Source organism: Candidatus Hydrogenedentota bacterium, from assembly GCA_019637335.1.
Taxonomy (GTDB): Bacteria; Hydrogenedentota; Hydrogenedentia; order Hydrogenedentales; family JAEUWI01; genus JAEUWI01.
The window spans coordinates 73,053-89,238 of sequence record JAHBVV010000027.1 but is presented as its reverse complement, the minus strand read 5'-3'; the positions used below and the strand labels follow the sequence as shown (position 1 = coordinate 89,238).

The following is a 16,186-nucleotide window of genomic DNA, read 5'->3' as shown; positions in this document are numbered from 1 at the left end:
AACCTTTACGTGGCGGCTTTGTGCGCCGTGGGGCTTGCGGGCTGCCCGGAACTGCCCGAACCCCCGGAAGACGCCGCGGTCGCCAGCGTTTCACCCCTGCTATTCCGCTCCCACCCCGATGGCCTCCGGAAAAGCGTCTCGGACCTGGCGATCGCGCCCGACGGCGCCATGTACGTGACCGGGACGCGCAATGTGTTCAGTCTTGGAGAAGCGGCGCAGTACGTTATGAAACTGGACAGCGCTGGCCAGTTGCTCTGGACGCGCACCTACGGCGGTCCCGGCGTGTCGGAGGGCTTCGAGATTCTTGCCGAGCCGGACGGGGGCTTTGTGGCCGCGGGCGCGACGCGATCCAGCGGGGCCGGTCGCTTTGACGCGTACTTCGTGAGCGCGGGCCCCGACGGCGAGGAACGGTGGAGCCATACGTACGGCGGGGACGGCTACGATTTTGCCCACACGGTTGTCCGCACGCCGGATGGCGGCTACGCCCTGGCGGGCTATACCCGGTCCTTCGGCGCGGGCAAGATGGACATGTACCTGATAAAGACCGATGGCGCCGGCAATGAGGAATGGAGCCAGACCTACGGGACCGCGCGTTACGAGGGGGCCCACGGCCTGTGCGCGACGCGTGACGGCGGCTACGCGCTCCTTGGCTTTCAGGGGGACAGCGAATTCGACAGCTACAGCAGCGCCTCCCGGACGTATCTTGTGCGGACGGACGCTTCCGGCGCGCAGCGGTGGGCGCGCGCCCTGCCGCTTCTGGAGTTTTCGGAGGGCTACGATTTACAGGAGACCGACGACGGGGGCTTCATCATCGTTGGCGACGCCGGCTTTTCCGGCTTTTTCACCAAGGTGGACGGGTCCGGGAACGTGATCTGGACCCGCGAACCGGGGCTGTACCAATACGGCACCGATCTAGTGCGAATTCACCCCGCGCGCGATGGCGGATTCATGCTGGTTGGCAATATCGACAAACATATCGCCGAGGGCGGCCGCGAAGTGTTCCTCATGAAACTGACTCGCGCCGGAAATGTGTCCTGGCGCGCGCGGGTCCGCACGGCGCGCAACACGTACGGGACCAGCGTGATCGAGGGGGAGGACGGCGTCTATACCGTTGCGGGGTTCGAGTTGGACGATATGTATACGAGCCCCGAGGAAGTTTTCGTGTTGCGCGCCCGCGCGCCATAGCGCGCTGACCCATCCGGAGAAGAAACGTGCAAGAAACCAACCCGAGTGATACCCCGAAGGGCCGCGGCCGGATGAACTGGCACGGCGCGCTCCGCTTAGCATTCGTCGTCAGCCTGGCGATTCCCCTCGGGATCCCGCTCGGGAACTGCGGCATCTGCACCGAAGTGCCCGAAACCGAGTCGCCGGATTGGGAGATGACTATCGTTAATCCGAATCGTTATCTCGTGGGCCGGGGGGTCGCGGAAGGTCCGGGGGGCGATCTCTTTGTGACCGGCTATTCCTATCAGGGAGAAACCAGGGACATGGCGCTCGCCCTGCGCCGCACGGAGTTTGGTAATCCGCGCTGGATCCGGCACGTGGGCATGCCGGGCCTGCACCTGGAGGGGGTGGCCCTCGCCGCAACGCCCGAGGGCGGCGCACTCATATTCGGAAATGCGATCCCGGGCAGCGACTTTCGGGCGGAATCGGACTATTTTCTGCTCATGATGGACGGGGACGGGAACACCCTCTGGCAGCGGCGCTTTGGCGGCGCGCGCGATGACCGCGCCGTGGCCATTGCCGCGCTGGCGGATGGCTACGCGCTCCTGGGGACCACCAACTCCACCGGATCCGGCGGCACGGATATGGAGCTCATCCGGATCGGCGGCGACGGCGCCGTGCGGTGGGCGCGCACTTACGGCGGTTCCGCCAACGACGATGCCGCGGACCTCGCCGTTACGGCGGATGGCGGTTTCGCAATGCTCGGCGAGACGGAGTCCTTCGGCAGTGGCGAAATCGATCTGTACCTGGTGAAAGCCGGCGCGGATGGCGAGGAGGAGTGGCATCAGTCTTACGGCTTCACCAACTACAACTTCGCGGGCGCGCTTCAGCAGACCGCCGACGGCGGTTTCATACTGGCGGGCAACGTCGGGCCGGCCTACCTTGTCAAGACCAGCGCGGACGGTAGCCGCGAGTGGGAACAGGTGCTGGGCGGCAATGGCTACTACAACGTCCGCGCGATCGCGTCCGGGCCGGATGGCGGCTTTGTGATCTCGGGCTCCGGGAATACCGAGGGCGAGTACTTCAGCATTTGCTCCGCGGCGTTCGCAATGGAAGCGGACCGGGACGGGGCGCATATCCGTACGCGGTTGTTTGGCGAGTTGGATGAAACTAACAGCTGGCGCATGGTTCCCGTGCGCGACGGCGGTTACGTCCTGGCGGGTGTTGCGCGTGGCGGCTTCATGCCCGATGATGACCCCGAGGATTTCCAGAGCGCGGTCTACCTGGCGAAGTTCCGCGCGGGAGGGGAGTGATCCATGTGCGCGGAATCGACGAGCGGTCAAGGATCCGCCATGCGCTGGCGCGGTACGGGGCGGCTGGCGGCGCTGTTGTTGCTGGCCATTCTGCTGAAGCTTCCGCTGGCGAATTGCATCTGTGGCGAGATTCCCGCCACGGAAACGCCGGCCTGGGAGGTTGTCATCTCGGAGGCAAACACGTCGCGAACGGCTTCCAGCATCGGGGAAGCCAGCAACGGCGATCTGTTTCTGGCCGGATCGGCCACGGACGGCGCCGGAATTGGCAGGCCCTATCTCATGCGGCGCACACCCGAGGGCGAGCCGATATGGGAGGCGAAAGGCGAGACCGGCCTCAGGCTGGACAGGGGGTTCCGTCTTGCGGTGCTTCCGGACGATGGGGTCGTGGTATTCTTCAGCTCCCTGAGTTTCCCGCGGGGGGCGGTCGAGAAAGAGACCGACAGGGTGGTGGGTGACTACTACCTGGCGCGCATTGATGGCGACGGGGCTTTGCTCTGGGAAAAGAAGTTCGGGCGTGAAGGGTTCAACGAGGCCGTGGATGTCGTGGTGCTGGAGGATGGATTTGCCTTGCTGGGGACGACCGATTCCCGGGGATCGGGCGGTACGGATTACGAGTTGCTGCGGACCGATTTTGACGGCAACATACGCTGGTCGCGCACGTATGGCGGCGCCGCCAACGACCATGCCGTGGACCTGGAGGTCACCGATGACGGTGGGTTCGCGCTGCTGGGTGATTCCGAGTCGATGACGACGGGGTTCTCTTCGTTGTACCTGGTGAAAACCGACGCCGAGGGCCGGCAGTTGTGGCGGAAGAGTTATGGCATCGGGCTTATAGGCTACGCGGGCGGACTCGTGGAGACCGATACGGGGGGATTTCTCCTCGCTGGTTACGCGGACCTTCAGCCTTTCGGCTTCAGCGAACCGCAGGCCATTCTGGTGGACGCGAACGGGGAGGTGATCTGGGAAAAGCTGCTTGTTCTGGAGCGCTACCACCGGATTCAGGGGGCCATCGCGGTAAGCGGCGGGGGCTATGTGCTGGTGGGCACGGTCGAGGAGAACAATACCGACGCCGCCTGCGAAACGATCGCCGTGCTGGAGGTGACGGGTGACGGCGGGTTCGACCGTTCCCGCGTTTACGGCGCGCACTACGGCACGCAGGGGTATCAGGTCATCGAAGCGCGGGATGGCAATTTTGTGGTTGTTGGGACGTCCATGAATTTTCGAGATAGCTATTCGCATAACGAAGCTTATCTTGCGAAGGTCGAGCGGGAAGGGGGGTAGGTGGCGGGGGTGGGTACAGCTGCTTATCGGGCGTAGGGTTTCGGGTGTACAGCCTTTCATGAACGGCTGTACACCCGGGGACTCAAAAAGAGCCACGGGCGCCACGTTCAAGCTCCGCGGCTCCGCCGCGAAGGCTTGAGCGTGCGAGACTCCAGAAGAGCGCCTACGGTCAGGGTCCCTATTTCATCCTTAATGGGTGACGCGAAGCGTTACCCATTAAGGAGGAAAATGGACGGCGGCTTCGCCGCCTGGCAGGCGGGGACGCCTGCGCTCCCAGCCTTTGCCGCTTCCTTGTTTGTGATGCTGTAACCTGGTTTGTATGAGGTAGTCGTGGTGATGCTGAGGCGTGTTTTGTCAGCGCAGCAGGCGCCAGCTGGTTTGGTCTCCGGGGGTACAGCCACCGGCTGGTTCGGGGGTGGTTGCTGCGGGTGTGGGCTTGTTTGCCAGCCGGATGCAGTCCCCGTCGGGCCGGATGCAGTCCCCTGGCTATTCCTTGACCTGCGTCAGATTTGAGGAGACGATGCAGCCGCGGTTGTCGGTGAGGTTGATGTAGTACCAGGTGCAGCCTTCGGGGAGGGTGGCGGTGACGGTTTGGTTTGCGGTGTCGATTTGGGCGGGGTGTGGCTCGAAGTGGGTGGCGAGGTCGAAGTAGTTTTTGCCTTCGGGTTTTGCGTATTCGTAGGGGGCGGTCAAGGCGTAGAGGGTTGCCCCGGCGATGGGGACGGCGCTTTCGAAGCGCAGGGCGATCTGGTTGCCGTCCCGGCGCGCGGGCTGTTCGGTGATGCGGGCGAGGGGGGCGCCGGATCCGTTCAGGAGGTGATCCGCGAGGGCGTAGATTTCCGGGGCGTACTTTTCTTCCCAGCCGGGGCCGTGGCCGTGGGGCATGCGGGGGCGAATCGTGAGGGTGGAGTCGGGTCCCGCGCTGACGTGTGAGCGGGTCAGGATATCGGCGGAGAAATGCGGGTCGTTGTCGCCGTTGACCCAGAGCATGGGCCTGGGGGCGCCGGTGAAGTAGCGCGCGGGATCCCAGAATTTGCGCAGCGCGAGGCTGGCGTCGTCGCCTTCTTCCGCGCCCATGCGGCGGAAGTGGCCGAGGGAATCGTAGAGGTAGCCGCAGCCGTAGACGGGCGCGGCGAAGACGAAGCGTTCGTCGACGCCGGCGGCGAGGCTCGACACGACGCCGCCCCAGCTGATGCCGGTGAGCCCGATACGATCCGGATCGACGCCGGGCAGAGAGCGCAGGAGCGAATTCGCGAGGAGGACATCGGCCACGGCGTGGAACATCCATTGGTCTTCCCGGGGGCGGTCCATATCGTCGAACATGCCGGTGCGGACGGGTCCGCTGAAATCGTGGCGCGGGCGATCCGGGTGGTTGTTGCGCGGGAGCTGGCCTTCGAGGTCCATTGCGATGGCCGCGTAGCCGCGATCATGCCAGACGCGCACCCATTCGAGGTAGGCGGTACCGCCGCCGCCGTGGACGAGCACCATGCCGGGGACTTTCTCGCCCGGCGGGACTTCGGGCAGCGCGAGGTAGGCGAAGACGCGCGTGGGCTTGCCCTCGAAGGGGAGCGCGTCGTAGAAGATGCCCTGGATCGGGCCTTCGTCGAAGTCCGGCGCGGGATGCGTGGCGGGCGCTTGAAACACGGCATCGCCCAGGGCGGCGCGGAGCTCGGCCCGGGCCGCGGCGGGATCCGCCGGGGACGGCGTGGCAATGGAGAGCGCGAACAACGCAATGAATGCGTGTTTCAAGGAGATTCTCATGGATTGGCTCCGTCTGGCGCGCGGATCGCGCCGGTTTTTTTATTCGGGGAGCGCGAACGCCACCCACGCATCGCCCGTTTCCGTGCCGAGCTTGCCGCCGCCGGTCGCCGCGATAACGACGTATTGCCGGCCATCGACTTCGTAGCTTGCGGGCGGGGCGTAGCCGCCGAAGGGCAGTTCATGGCGCCAGAGCTCGGCGCCGGACTCGGCGTCGAAGGCGCGGATGAGGTTGTCCGGCGTTCCGGCGCAGAAGACGAGCCCGCCCGCCGTGACCATGGCGCCGCCGAAGTTCTCGGCGCCCGTATCGTCTTCGCCCCAGATCGCTAGTTCGGGGTAATGGCCGAGGGGGACCTTCCACGCGAGCCGGCCCGTGTTCAGGTCGATGCAGTTCAGCGTGCCCCAGGGCGGCTTCACGCCGGGGTAGCCTTCGTGGTCCAACAGCTTGTTGTAGCCGTTGAAGGTGTAGCGCGGCACGCCGCCGTCGGACGGCTGCACGACCTCCAGCCCGGGCTCGCGCAGGAAGACGTAGTCCAGCAGCGCCTGCTCGTCCTCCGGGGTGAGGCCCTCCGCCGCCGGCATCGCGTTGCGCCCGGTTTTCAGGAGCGCCCGGACGGCCGCGTCGTCCAGGCGGCCCGGCAGGCCGATCAGCGGCGGGGAGATGCTGTTGCCCTCGAAGCCCGCGCCGTGGCACTGCATGCAGCGCTCCTCGTAGAGCCGCTGTCCCCGGCTGGGGGGCTGTCCCGGCGCGCGGCGGATCTCGGTGGCCCGGATGACGGTGATGCTCCAGGCCATCTCGTTCGCCGTGACGTAGAGGCGGGAGGACGCGGGGTCATAGGCCGCGCCGGTCCATTCGGCGCCGCCGTGCAGCCCGTAGAAGATGGTGGGCTTGCCTTCCGTGAAGGGCTCGAAGAAGCCGTGATTGCCCTGGTTCACGATGTTGCTCACGTAGGTGTGGGCCTCGTCGCTGCGCCGCGTGATGTCCTCCGGCGAGAAATTCAGGCGCGCGAAGGGTTCGGGCAGGTCAATGTCCGGCTGGTAGGACCAGGTGCGCTCGCCGGGCAGGGCGGACCCCGGCGCGCGGCGGAGGCGGACCGGGTAGAGCGGCTCGCCGGTCACGCGATCGAGCAGCAGGGTGTTCCCGATCTTGGTGACCTGCGCCACAGCGTCCACCCGCTTGCCGTCTTTTGTCACGGTGACCAGGTTCGGCGGTGCGGGGATGTCCAGGTCCCAGATGTCGTGGCGGATTTCCTGAAAGTGCCATTTCCGTTCGCCGGTGAGGGCGTCCAGCGCGATGACGCTGTTGGCGAATAGGTTGCGCCCGGTGTGGTGTACGCCGACGAAGTTGGGCTTGGGCGATCCGGTGGCGATGTAGGCGATGCCCCGTTGTTCGTCGAGCGCCATGCCGCCCCAGCAGTTCGCGCCGGTCTCGATGTTTTCCCAGGTGTCGGCGCCGAACTGATCGCCCGCCGGGATGGTGTGGAAGGTCCAGCGGCGTTCGCCCGTGACGGCGTCGATGCCCCAGACATCCCGCTCGAAGCCGGGGAGCACCAGCACGCGCCCGTAGACCGCGCCGGCGACGACCGAAACGCCCGCGGCGACCTTGCCGCCGTCGCCGAACGCTGTGATGGGCGCGCCGGTTGCGGGGTCGAGGGCCCAGAGGTCGGACCCGATGCTCACCAGGAGGCGGGGCGCGTGTTCGCCTTCACCGGGCCAGTAGACCAGCCCGCGGTGGGCCGGGCGGCCTTCGCCGCGGAAGCGCCACAACTCCGCGCCGGTGCGGGCGTCGAGCGCGGCGAGGGCGTTGCCGGGCGTGGGGACGTAGAGGGTCGCACCCACCACGATGGGGTTGCATTGGATGTGCCCCTCTCCGTCTCCACTGCGGTAGGTCCACGCGACCTGAAGGTTCTTGACGGTGTCTCGGTTGATCTGTGCGCTCGCCGTGTAACGGCTGTTCGTGGCGTCGCCGTGCGAGCGGGTCCAGGTTTGATAGGCGTCCGGCGCCGGAGAGCCATTCGCCGGGGTCAGCCGATCCGCCGGGGCCGCCGGGATGACCTGAAATTCGGGGAGCGCCGCGCGGAAGTCCGGGTTCTCCACATCGGGTGTGCGGGCCTCGGTTTCGGCGGACCGATCATCGAAGTTCCAGACGCCGATGGTATGCTCACCGGGGGCGGGCGGTCCGGCGTTCATCGGGTCGGGCGGCTGGATGCCGCGGGCGATGTGCACATCATCCACGAGGCCGTCGCAGCCGAACCCGCCTTCCACGAGGCGCCCGAAGGCGAGTCCTCCGGGTACGGCGGGGAGGCCGCGCGCGCGGATGGCGGTCTCGCCGGCGAGGGCGCCGTCCAGATAGAGGCGGACGGCATCCGGGGCGTATTGAAAGGTGACGCGCCGCCACTGGCCGTCGGCGATGGAGACGCCCGTGCGGAGGTGATCGGGGTCCATGCCCGGGAGGTAGGCGGACAGGTGGCCGCTGCCGGCCTCGGTGAAGATCTCCCAGTGCGCGCCAGAGGCTTTGGTGTGGTGGGCGGCGAGAATATTGAAGGAGGCCGCGCCGTCGATCCGCGCGTTGAGGCCGACGGTGAGGGGCGGCGCGGCGTATTCCGGTTTGCCCTCGACCACGAGACCGCCGGACAGCGCCATGCCGTGCGCGGCGGAGAGGGAGGGGGCGCCCTGCGCGGCCGAACGCAGGCTGGCGCGCTGGGGCACGGGCTTCGGTCCGGGCGGCGCGCCGCCATCGAGTTGCGGCAGGAGCCAGTCCAGGCCTTCCAGGTTGTCGCGGAGCGTGTCCTCCGCGTCGTCGTCGGTGTGGCCCAGGATGCCAACGGGACCGGCGTAGCCGCTGTCCTTCAGGATCTTGAGGAGCTGGAGGTCCAGTTCGCCCTGGGCGATCGGCAGGATCTTCTGGCCCTTCTTGTCGCCCTCCGGGTTCATTCCGTTGAGGTTGAAACAGTAGAGGTAGGGCATCATGCGTTCCAGCAGGCCGGCGAGATCATCCACCTGGTCGTGGCCGTGGTGGAGGTTGTAGACGATGCCCACGTTCGGCAGGTTCAGCACCTGGATGATCGCGATCTGGTTGTCTGGCTCGCCGAACCAGGCGCCGTGGTTGTAGAGGCCGACCGTGCAACCGATCTCCGCGGCGGCCTCGGCGATGGGGCGGATGACATCCGCGTGTTGGCGGACGCGCGCTTCCTGCTCCTCCGGCGTGCATTCGATGTCGCCGCCGCCCATGGTGATCCAGAGCTGGGTCTTGATTTCGTGGCGCTTGAGCAGGTCGAGGATGATGCGCGCCTCGTCGTTCAGCGCGCCCGGGAACCAGAAGGCGGTCAATTCGATCCCGTAGCGCTTGAGCGCCTCCATTTCCTCGTCGAAGGTGGGGATGTGCTCCGCGCGCCAGTCGTAGGCGAAGCGCTTGATGCCGAGGCGCGCCATCATCTCGGCGCGTTCCTCCGGGCCGCGCTTTCGGTTGTCGAAGGGCACGATGCACCAAGCCACGAGGTTGTCGCGCTGAAAGAGGGCCTCACTACCCGCCTGTGCGGCGAGCGTGGGGGCGCGGGGAACCGCGAGCAGGGCGATCAGTACGGCAAGCAGGACCCAGGGTCGAAACAGGCGTTGTGTCATGGCGGCAGTTCTCCGGGGAAGGTTGGAATCACGCTCGAAATGCTGGCACACGCGCCCCGGTTGAATCCACCTGGCGCGGTTCAGCGTGGTCCGGGAAATACGAAACGGGCCGCGGTCACGATGACCGCGGCCCGTTAAGGGAATGTTACTCCATTGTGCGGGTCAGTCCGCGGCGCGGCCCACCTGCCGCCGGCTGCACCAGAGCAGGCCGGCGAGGATGAACAGCATCATGGCGATGTCGCTGCCCGAGCCGCCTTTGGCTCCGGGAACGGGCGCGCACGCGGGATTCGGCTTTGGTGTTTCGCCTTCGCCCTCACCTTCGCCCTCGCCTTCGCCCTCACCTTCGCCTTCGCCCTCGCCCTCGCCCTCACCCTCACCCTCGCCCTCGCCCTCGCCCTCGCCCTCGCCCTCGCCCTCGCCTTCGCCCTCGCCTTCGCCTTCACCCTCACCTTCGCCCTCGCCTTCACCCTCCGCCGCGATCGGGGTCATCACGAGGTTGGCCTCCTCGATGATGTTGTTTACCCGAACATTCACGGTGTTGGTGATATAACCCGGGCTCTCGCAGGTGACCGCGTACTGGCCGTAGGCGCTGACCGACATCTGGCAGATGCCGTGCCGGTTGGTCTTGCCCACCTTGCGGCCATTGAACATGACATCCGCGTTCGCCACGCCGGCATTTACGCTGGAATCCACGACGCTGACGATCAGCGTGGTGGGGATAAGGTCCGCGCCGCCGGTGCCCATGGCCACCAGCAGGAGGTACGAGGTGCCCTGCCCGCTGACGCTCGGGTCGGCGTTGGCCACGCGCAACAGGTATTGCTCCGAGTCGGTGAAGTGGTGTTCGAAGGTGAGGCTTTCGCCCGGCAGCGCGCTTTGCTCCACGCGAACGGGCGTGGCGCCCGCGCCCAGTTCGAGGACGTCCTCCGCGCGGTACATCGTGACCACCGGCTGGTTGTTCGGGCCGGGATTTACGATCGCGATGGTCGCGGTCTGGTCGGGCAAGGGCGAAAAGCGGACCCAGTCCTCGTCGCCGGTGTCGTGGAAGTTGTGGCCCTGCACCGAGTTTATGGGTATCCACTGGGCGCGTTCCGGCGTATCATCGTCCTCCCAGGCGTCCGGAATATTGATCCGGTCGACGAAGCCGATGCGCGGCGAGGCGTGGAACTGGCCACCCGACCGGATGAAGTACTGGATCTGGTAGAGGCCGCCCTGGTTGAACCCATTGTAGGTTCCGGACCAGCGCCGGCTTGTGCTGTCGAAGGTGAAATCGATGAAGTCGAGGCCGGAGATGGGCTGTTCGTCATCGTTGACAAGCGACGGCCGCTGGAAGTTGGGCGGGACGATGAGCGCGCCGGCGCCTTCCACCGGGAACGGGGAGGAGATGTCGCCGAGCCCGAGGGTGGCGCTGTTGCTGTTGATGGCCTGGTCCGTGGTGACCTGGCCAATGAAGACGCCGGGCACCTGAATATCGAAGCGGGCGCCCGGGCGGTGTCCGGTGGCCAGGGCGCTGTCGGCGCCCTCGTTGGCCACGCCGTTGCCGTCGCTGTCGATCTGGGGGACCTGGAGCGGGTTGATCGCCTCGATGGCGATCTTGGCCTCGTCGAAGGCGGGCCCGTAGTCTTTGCCGTTGAAGATGTTAAACCAGAAGTTCAACGAGAAGCTGATGTACTGCGCCTGATCGAAGAGGGCCACGCCCTCGACCGGCCCCACGCCGGAACTCGTCATGGTGATGCGCTGCAGGGTCTCGATGCCCTTCTCGTCGGCCTTCTGGGCCTTGCTGAGCGCCAGGTTGTCAATGAAGGATCCGGCCTCGCAGGTGTCGATCAGCGTGGTAATGACGGGCCGCTCGTCCAGGGGCACGTTTTGCAGGGCGTCGTACCACGAATCTAGATCATTCGCCTCCAGGTATTCCGTGGCGTTCATGCGGAAGCGATCGCGCTGCCCGTGATCGACCAGGTACACCAGTAGCTTCTCCGTGCCACGCGCCCACTGCGTGATGGACTCCTGCAGGCTGGCGAGCGAGGGGACGCCGTTCACGTCGTTTGTTCCGTCGCCGTCGCCGTCCACGGGGCCGTCGGCGTAGAAGCGAATGCTCTCCGCGGGGAGCCCCTCGGAGCGCAGCACGAAATAGGCGAAGCCCGCGAGCGACGAAAACGTGTCGTAGAGCACGTCGTCCGCGGTGTCGCCGACGACGATGATTGCCTTGGACTCATTCGGGCCCACTTCCGGGAGTACATCCAGGAAAACGCGGGCGTTCCGTTCGAGGCCGATGCTCTGCAGGGCGTCGATGGCCGGGGCGTTGCCGCCGGTCTGGTAGAGCGCCTGGTCCACGAGCGAGCCGCCGCTATTGTTCAGGATCTGGATGTAGTCGGGCTGTTCGCCATTCACGCTGAGGTCGACCAGCTGGTTCGTAATGAGGCGGGTGCGATAGACATCGAGCCCGGAGTCGACCACGTTTCGGTAGTAGCGGAGGTAGGAGCGCAGGTTGCTCCCGTGGTTGTCCGGGTACCGGTGGGCGATGAACAGGTCGTTGTCGCCGTCGGCGTCCAGATCGGCGATCTTCGGCATGCGCCCGAAGCGGTGGTCGGTGTTGTACGCCTCGTCGAGCCGCCCGCCGTAGACGAAGCGAAACGCCGGGATTTCGAAATTGTTGTGCTCCTCGAAGTCGAGCGGCTCGTTGATGTAGAAGTGAATCTCCGTGTCTTCGTAGTCGTTGGTTTCCGACATGGTGATAACGAGGTCGGGGAAGCCGTCGAGGTTCAGGTCGCCGCTCGTCATCGCCTCGATCAGGATCGGGTCAAGCGGCTGCGACGGATCGTCGGGATCCGGGAGGAAGTCGGGGGGCAGCGTGCCCTCGTTGAGGTCGTAGGCGGTGCCGAGGTAGGTGTCGATGACCCGCAATGTCGTGTTGCCGGGATAGGAGTACGCGGTGATCAGTTCGGCGTATCCATCCTCGAACTGGTCAAAATCGATGATGGTGAATCCGCGCGGCGTGGTCACCTCGTCATCGGGATGCACCGAGCCGGCGAAATCGGTGTCCAGCAGCGTAAAGACGGGCGCGACACCGGGCGTCTGTACGGCGGGCGGGTCGTACTGCCGGATGTAGCCGTCGAGGCCCTGTACAAACAGGGAGACCCGGCCGTCCGCATCGTGATCGACGAAGGTGAACAGGTCGTTGCGGTAGAAGTTTTCGGCGGAACCCGCGTTCAACGGGACGGAAGTGATGCTGAACTTGGACTCGAACTCGGCCCAGGCCGGGGCGTAGGGCGCGCCCTTGTTTTCGAACATGATCAGGTTGGTTTCCGCGGTCGAGCTCACGCCCGTGCGGAACATGTCCAGGTCGCCGTCTCCGTCGTAATCCCAGAAGGCCACGTCGCCCTGGCCCGCGGGAAAGGCGACGGCGTTTACGCGGTTGAGGCGGTAGGCGCCGTTCTCGCCTTCGTTCACGAAGAAGCGGTAGTTTTTCAGGCGGCTGTTTACCGACACGAAGATATCGCGGGTCCACTCGGCTCCGGGCCTTGCGGAATCGGGATTCTCGCGGATAGCGAAGGTTCCCTCGGCATAGGTCAGATCGTCGAGGACGCTGTGCTCGTAGATGTAGGTGACGAAATCCGTGCCGATGTCATCGTTCCATGCCGGTTCGGTTTCCGAGCCGATATTGCGCACCAGGGTGAGGCCGTTGGTGCGATCATAGAACATGAAATCGAGCAGCCCGTCGAAGTCCCAGTCATACAGCGCGATATCGCCGAGGTTGTACGAGAAGGAGGACTGCTTGGCGGAGCGGCTTTTGGCCGGTTCGGCGGGCGGGGCGGCGTAGGTGTCGCCCAGCGCGGCCTTCAGGTCCTTCGATTCGATCCGCGCGGGGAGCAGTTCGCCGAGTTCGGGGATTTCGTTAAACTCGCTGAACACCGGCGCCTCCACCGTGCCCTCATTCCGGGCCAGATACACGCGGTGCTGGCGTTCCGCCTCGAAGATCCACGCCTCGGCCACGAAGAGGTCGGTCAACCCGTCCGCGTTGATATCCGCGAGCGCGACCCACATGGCCCGCTGGTCGTCCGAGTGCTGCGTGCTGGTGTAGATGATGCCCTGAAACGCAAACACCGGTTCCGTGCGCGGGCCCTCGTTGAAGTAGAGCGCGATCTGCTTGGTAAAGGTGCCGGCGCCGTTCTCGAAGTTCACGACAGCCACCAGATCCGGCAGGCCGTCGCCGTTGAGGTCGGCGAAGTCCATGTTCAGGTCCCACGTGGTGAACGCCGGGAGGGGATCCGCCTCCAGTGTCGCCGAGCCGCCCGGGAAGAATGCGCTGTTCGAACCCAGGTTGCGCACCAGTTGCGGGCTGGTGATGATTCCCGGGAAGACGAAGTCGTTGTCCCCGTCGAGGTCGATATCCACCATGGTCATGCCGGAGCGCCGATTGGTCGGGCCGTAGACGAATCCGTCGCCGTAATTGGTCTGTCCCCATTCCTCGTGGCGGAGCCGGTCGGTCGCCTCGACCTGTTTGGCGGCCTTTGGCCGCGCCACGCGCGCGCCCTTGAGGGGAGCGGTTGGGGCTTCGGCGGCTCCGTGGGCGGGCGCCGAATCGGGCCCGAATGCAAGGGCGGCGGCGGTGAAAACCGCGATAATGGTGAAAACTGCGATCTTTTTCACGTAATCTTCCTCTGTTTTCGGTTCAGCCGTGCAGCCCCAGCACCGCAGGCTTTCCCTGATTATACTGCAAAGCGCCGCATTTGTCGCGTGGGTGGGTGGGCGGCGGGTGCGGGTATGAGACGCGAGTTGCCGCAGGGCCGCCTCTGGCCGCGCCCGAAGATTTTGAACCGCGAATGAACGCGAATGAACGCGAATCGCGTGGGGCAGCCGCTGGCCGCGATCAGGAATTTTGAGCACGGATTACGAAGGAAAGAAGTTGGAGTAGGAAAGACATTCACGCGAAGGCGCGAAGGCGCAAAGACGCCAGGGAGACGATCCGGTGCGCGACGCTCGGTCACGGCGGGGGGGATTGAATTTGGAGCCACAAAGAGCACAAAGAACACAAAGAACAACCAAAGAAATGATCACCACGAAGGGCGCGAAGGTCACGAAGAAAAACAGAGAATAGCTCTAACCGCAGAGAGCGCAGAGAGCGCATAGGGTGATTTCTTGTATGCAGAGGGATTGGGTGGTTGAATGAGGGTGTGTTTTTGACCACGAATGGACACCAATGCACACGAATGCGCCGGGAGCGGCGGCCGGCCGCGATCAGGAGTTGTGACCACGGATTACACGGATGACACGGATAGAAAATAGGTAATACGTTAGCCGTATGAAGCAGGGAGCAGGTATAATTGCAAGCGCTCCGGTAATTCTGAGAGGAAGCACGGCTAAAGGATCGCGGGCATTTCCGCCACGGCGCACCTTCGGCCTGCCTGCGGCAACGCCTGCGTCGGCTTTCAACGGGCAAGGCTGGCCTGGAATAGATTCCCGGCGTCCCCAAAACTGGAATCCATTCGGGACCGGGGTCTATACACAAGCGCAGCAATCACATGAAGTCTTGCGCTCCTCCTGCCGCAGACAAGAATGTCCGCGACCCTCGCCTGCGGCGCTTGGACTGCCGGGACGGCTGTGCCACTTTCCCTTCGGGGTGGTTTTGGTGGGGTGAGGGGAACTTTTTGGAGGTGGGCTCACTTTGCCGCGGACAGGAATGTCCGCGATCCTTCGATTCACGCTCTCTTGACCGAGACATGCTCTCCCACCAGGGGTGCTTCATACGGCTGAAGTGTTACGATATTTCACAGCGGCAGCTACTCCGATGCTTCTTATGCGAGGGCAGGCGGCGCGGGTTCCGGGCGGATTGACTCGATCCCCGGGGCTGTGCGTTAATGTGCCGGGACGGTAGCGTGTCGCGCCGCGCGCCGGAATACGGGCAAGGCGGTGCGCGTTTTGCGTTCGCGCGGGCGTGGAGCCTCAGGGAAAGGAAGCGATACTCATGGCCAAGACGGTGGAACAGTTGATGCAGGGGGCGCTGGAGCGCAGTGCCTCCGATATCCATCTGAAGGAGGGCAACCCGCCGATATTCCGGATCGATGGCAAGCTGGTCCGTCTGGAGGGCGAGGCCGCCTTGACCGAGGACGATCTCCAGCATATGCTCAAGGAGATCGCGAGCCCGAGCGATATTGCGAAGTTTCAGAAGGTGATGGAGTTGGACAACTCGTATTTTTACGAGGGCAAGGCGCGATTTCGCATCAACGTGTGCAAGGACGACGGCGACACGCGGATTGTGATGCGCCTTATCCCGCTGGATATCAAGACGATCGAGGAATTGAACCTGCCGGCGGTGCTCAAGAAGCTCTGTGTGCTGAAGAACGGCCTGGTGCTCGTGACGGGCCCCACCGGCAGCGGTAAGTCGACGACGCTCGCGGCGCTCATCAACGATATCAACGAGAACCGGCCCGACCACATCATCACGGTGGAGGATCCGGTGGAATTCCTGCATCGCGATAAGATGGCCATTGTAACGCAGCGCGAGATCGGCCACGACACACTTTCCTTCGCGAACGCGCTGCGCGGGGCGCTTCGCCAGGACCCCGACGTGATCCTGATTGGCGAAATGCGCGACGCGGAGACCGTGCGCACGGCGCTGGCGTCCGCCGAGACGGGCCACCTGGTGTTCTCTACGCTGCACACGGTCGACGCCGTGGAGACGCTCAACCGCGTGATCGATTTCTTCGAGCCGCACCAGCAGATCCAGATCCGCAAGCAGCTCGCATCGGTGCTGCGGGGCGTGGTTTCGCAGCGCATTATACCGCTGGCGTCCGGCACGGGCCGGTGCGTGGCGGCGGAGATTCTGCTGGGGACGCGCACGGTTCGCGATTTCATCGAAAAGGGGAAGTCCTTCAAGGATATCGTGCAGCTGATCGAGGAGGGCAACGACCAGTACGGGATGCAGACCTTCGATCAGGCGCTCTACGATCTGTACAAGGAGGGCAAGATTACGGCGGAGATCGCGCTGGCGAACGCGACGAGCGCGAAGGACCTCAAACTGCGGATGCAGGGGATGGGCAAGGGCGGCTGAG

Annotated in this window: 7 protein-coding genes; 4 read left to right on the top strand and 3 right to left on the bottom strand. The window is 65.0% G+C overall.

Translation table 11 applies throughout. The features are described from left to right. Window positions 1–9: 9 nt before the first annotated feature. The 3 genes from KF886_21950 to KF886_21940 are packed head-to-tail and all read left to right on the top strand — an operon-like array spanning window position 10 to window position 3,758. A complete protein-coding gene (locus KF886_21950) occupies window positions 10–1,185 on the top strand; it encodes a hypothetical protein (GenBank protein ID MBX3180023.1) in 1,176 nt (391 codons plus the stop codon). A gap of 26 nt (window positions 1,186–1,211) precedes the next feature. Next, window positions 1,212–2,477: a hypothetical protein gene (locus KF886_21945; GenBank protein ID MBX3180022.1), complete on the top strand. Its 1,266-nt coding sequence runs from the start codon at window positions 1,212–1,214 to the stop codon at window positions 2,475–2,477. A gap of 39 nt (window positions 2,478–2,516) precedes the next feature. Then, window positions 2,517–3,758 carry a hypothetical protein gene (locus KF886_21940; GenBank protein ID MBX3180021.1) on the top strand — a complete coding sequence of 414 codons (1,242 nt, stop codon included), beginning with the start codon at window positions 2,517–2,519 and terminating at the stop codon, window positions 3,756–3,758. Window positions 3,759–4,244: 486 nt separating this feature from the next. Here the strand turns inward: KF886_21940 and KF886_21935 are convergent, their stop codons facing one another. The 3 genes from KF886_21935 to KF886_21925 form a co-directional block, all read right to left on the bottom strand. Continuing rightward, window positions 4,245–5,519, bottom strand: coding sequence for an acetylxylan esterase (locus KF886_21935; GenBank protein MBX3180020.1), 1,275 nt, complete (start codon window positions 5,517–5,519; stop codon window positions 4,245–4,247). A gap of 39 nt (window positions 5,520–5,558) precedes the next feature. Continuing rightward, a complete protein-coding gene (locus tag KF886_21930) occupies window positions 5,559–9,137 on the bottom strand; it encodes a PQQ-binding-like beta-propeller repeat protein (GenBank protein ID MBX3180019.1) in 3,579 nt (1,192 codons plus the stop codon). Between the two features lie 162 nt (window positions 9,138–9,299). Continuing rightward, entirely contained in the window at window positions 9,300–13,784 is a 4,485-nt protein-coding gene (locus KF886_21925; protein MBX3180018.1) for a VCBS repeat-containing protein, read from the bottom strand. A gap of 1,315 nt (window positions 13,785–15,099) precedes the next feature. Between KF886_21925 and KF886_21920 the strand changes: the two genes are divergently transcribed. Continuing rightward, window positions 15,100–16,185, top strand: coding sequence for a PilT/PilU family type 4a pilus ATPase (locus KF886_21920; protein ID MBX3180017.1), 1,086 nt, complete (start codon window positions 15,100–15,102; stop codon window positions 16,183–16,185). The last annotated feature ends 1 nt before the right edge of the window (window position 16,186 follow it).

Bases quoted from the DNA above. Each gene is read 5' to 3' on its own strand.
- KF886_21930 (MBX3180019.1), bottom strand. From the start codon at position 9,137: ATGACACAACGCCTGTTTCGACCCTGGGTCCTGCTTGCCGTACTGATC.
- KF886_21935 (MBX3180020.1), bottom strand. From the start codon at position 5,519: ATGAGAATCTCCTTGAAACACGCATTCATTGCGTTGTTCGCGCTCTCC.
- KF886_21940 (MBX3180021.1), top strand. From the start codon at position 2,517: ATGCGCTGGCGCGGTACGGGGCGGCTGGCGGCGCTGTTGTTGCTGGCC.
- KF886_21920 (MBX3180017.1), top strand. From the start codon at position 15,100: ATGGCCAAGACGGTGGAACAGTTGATGCAGGGGGCGCTGGAGCGCAGT.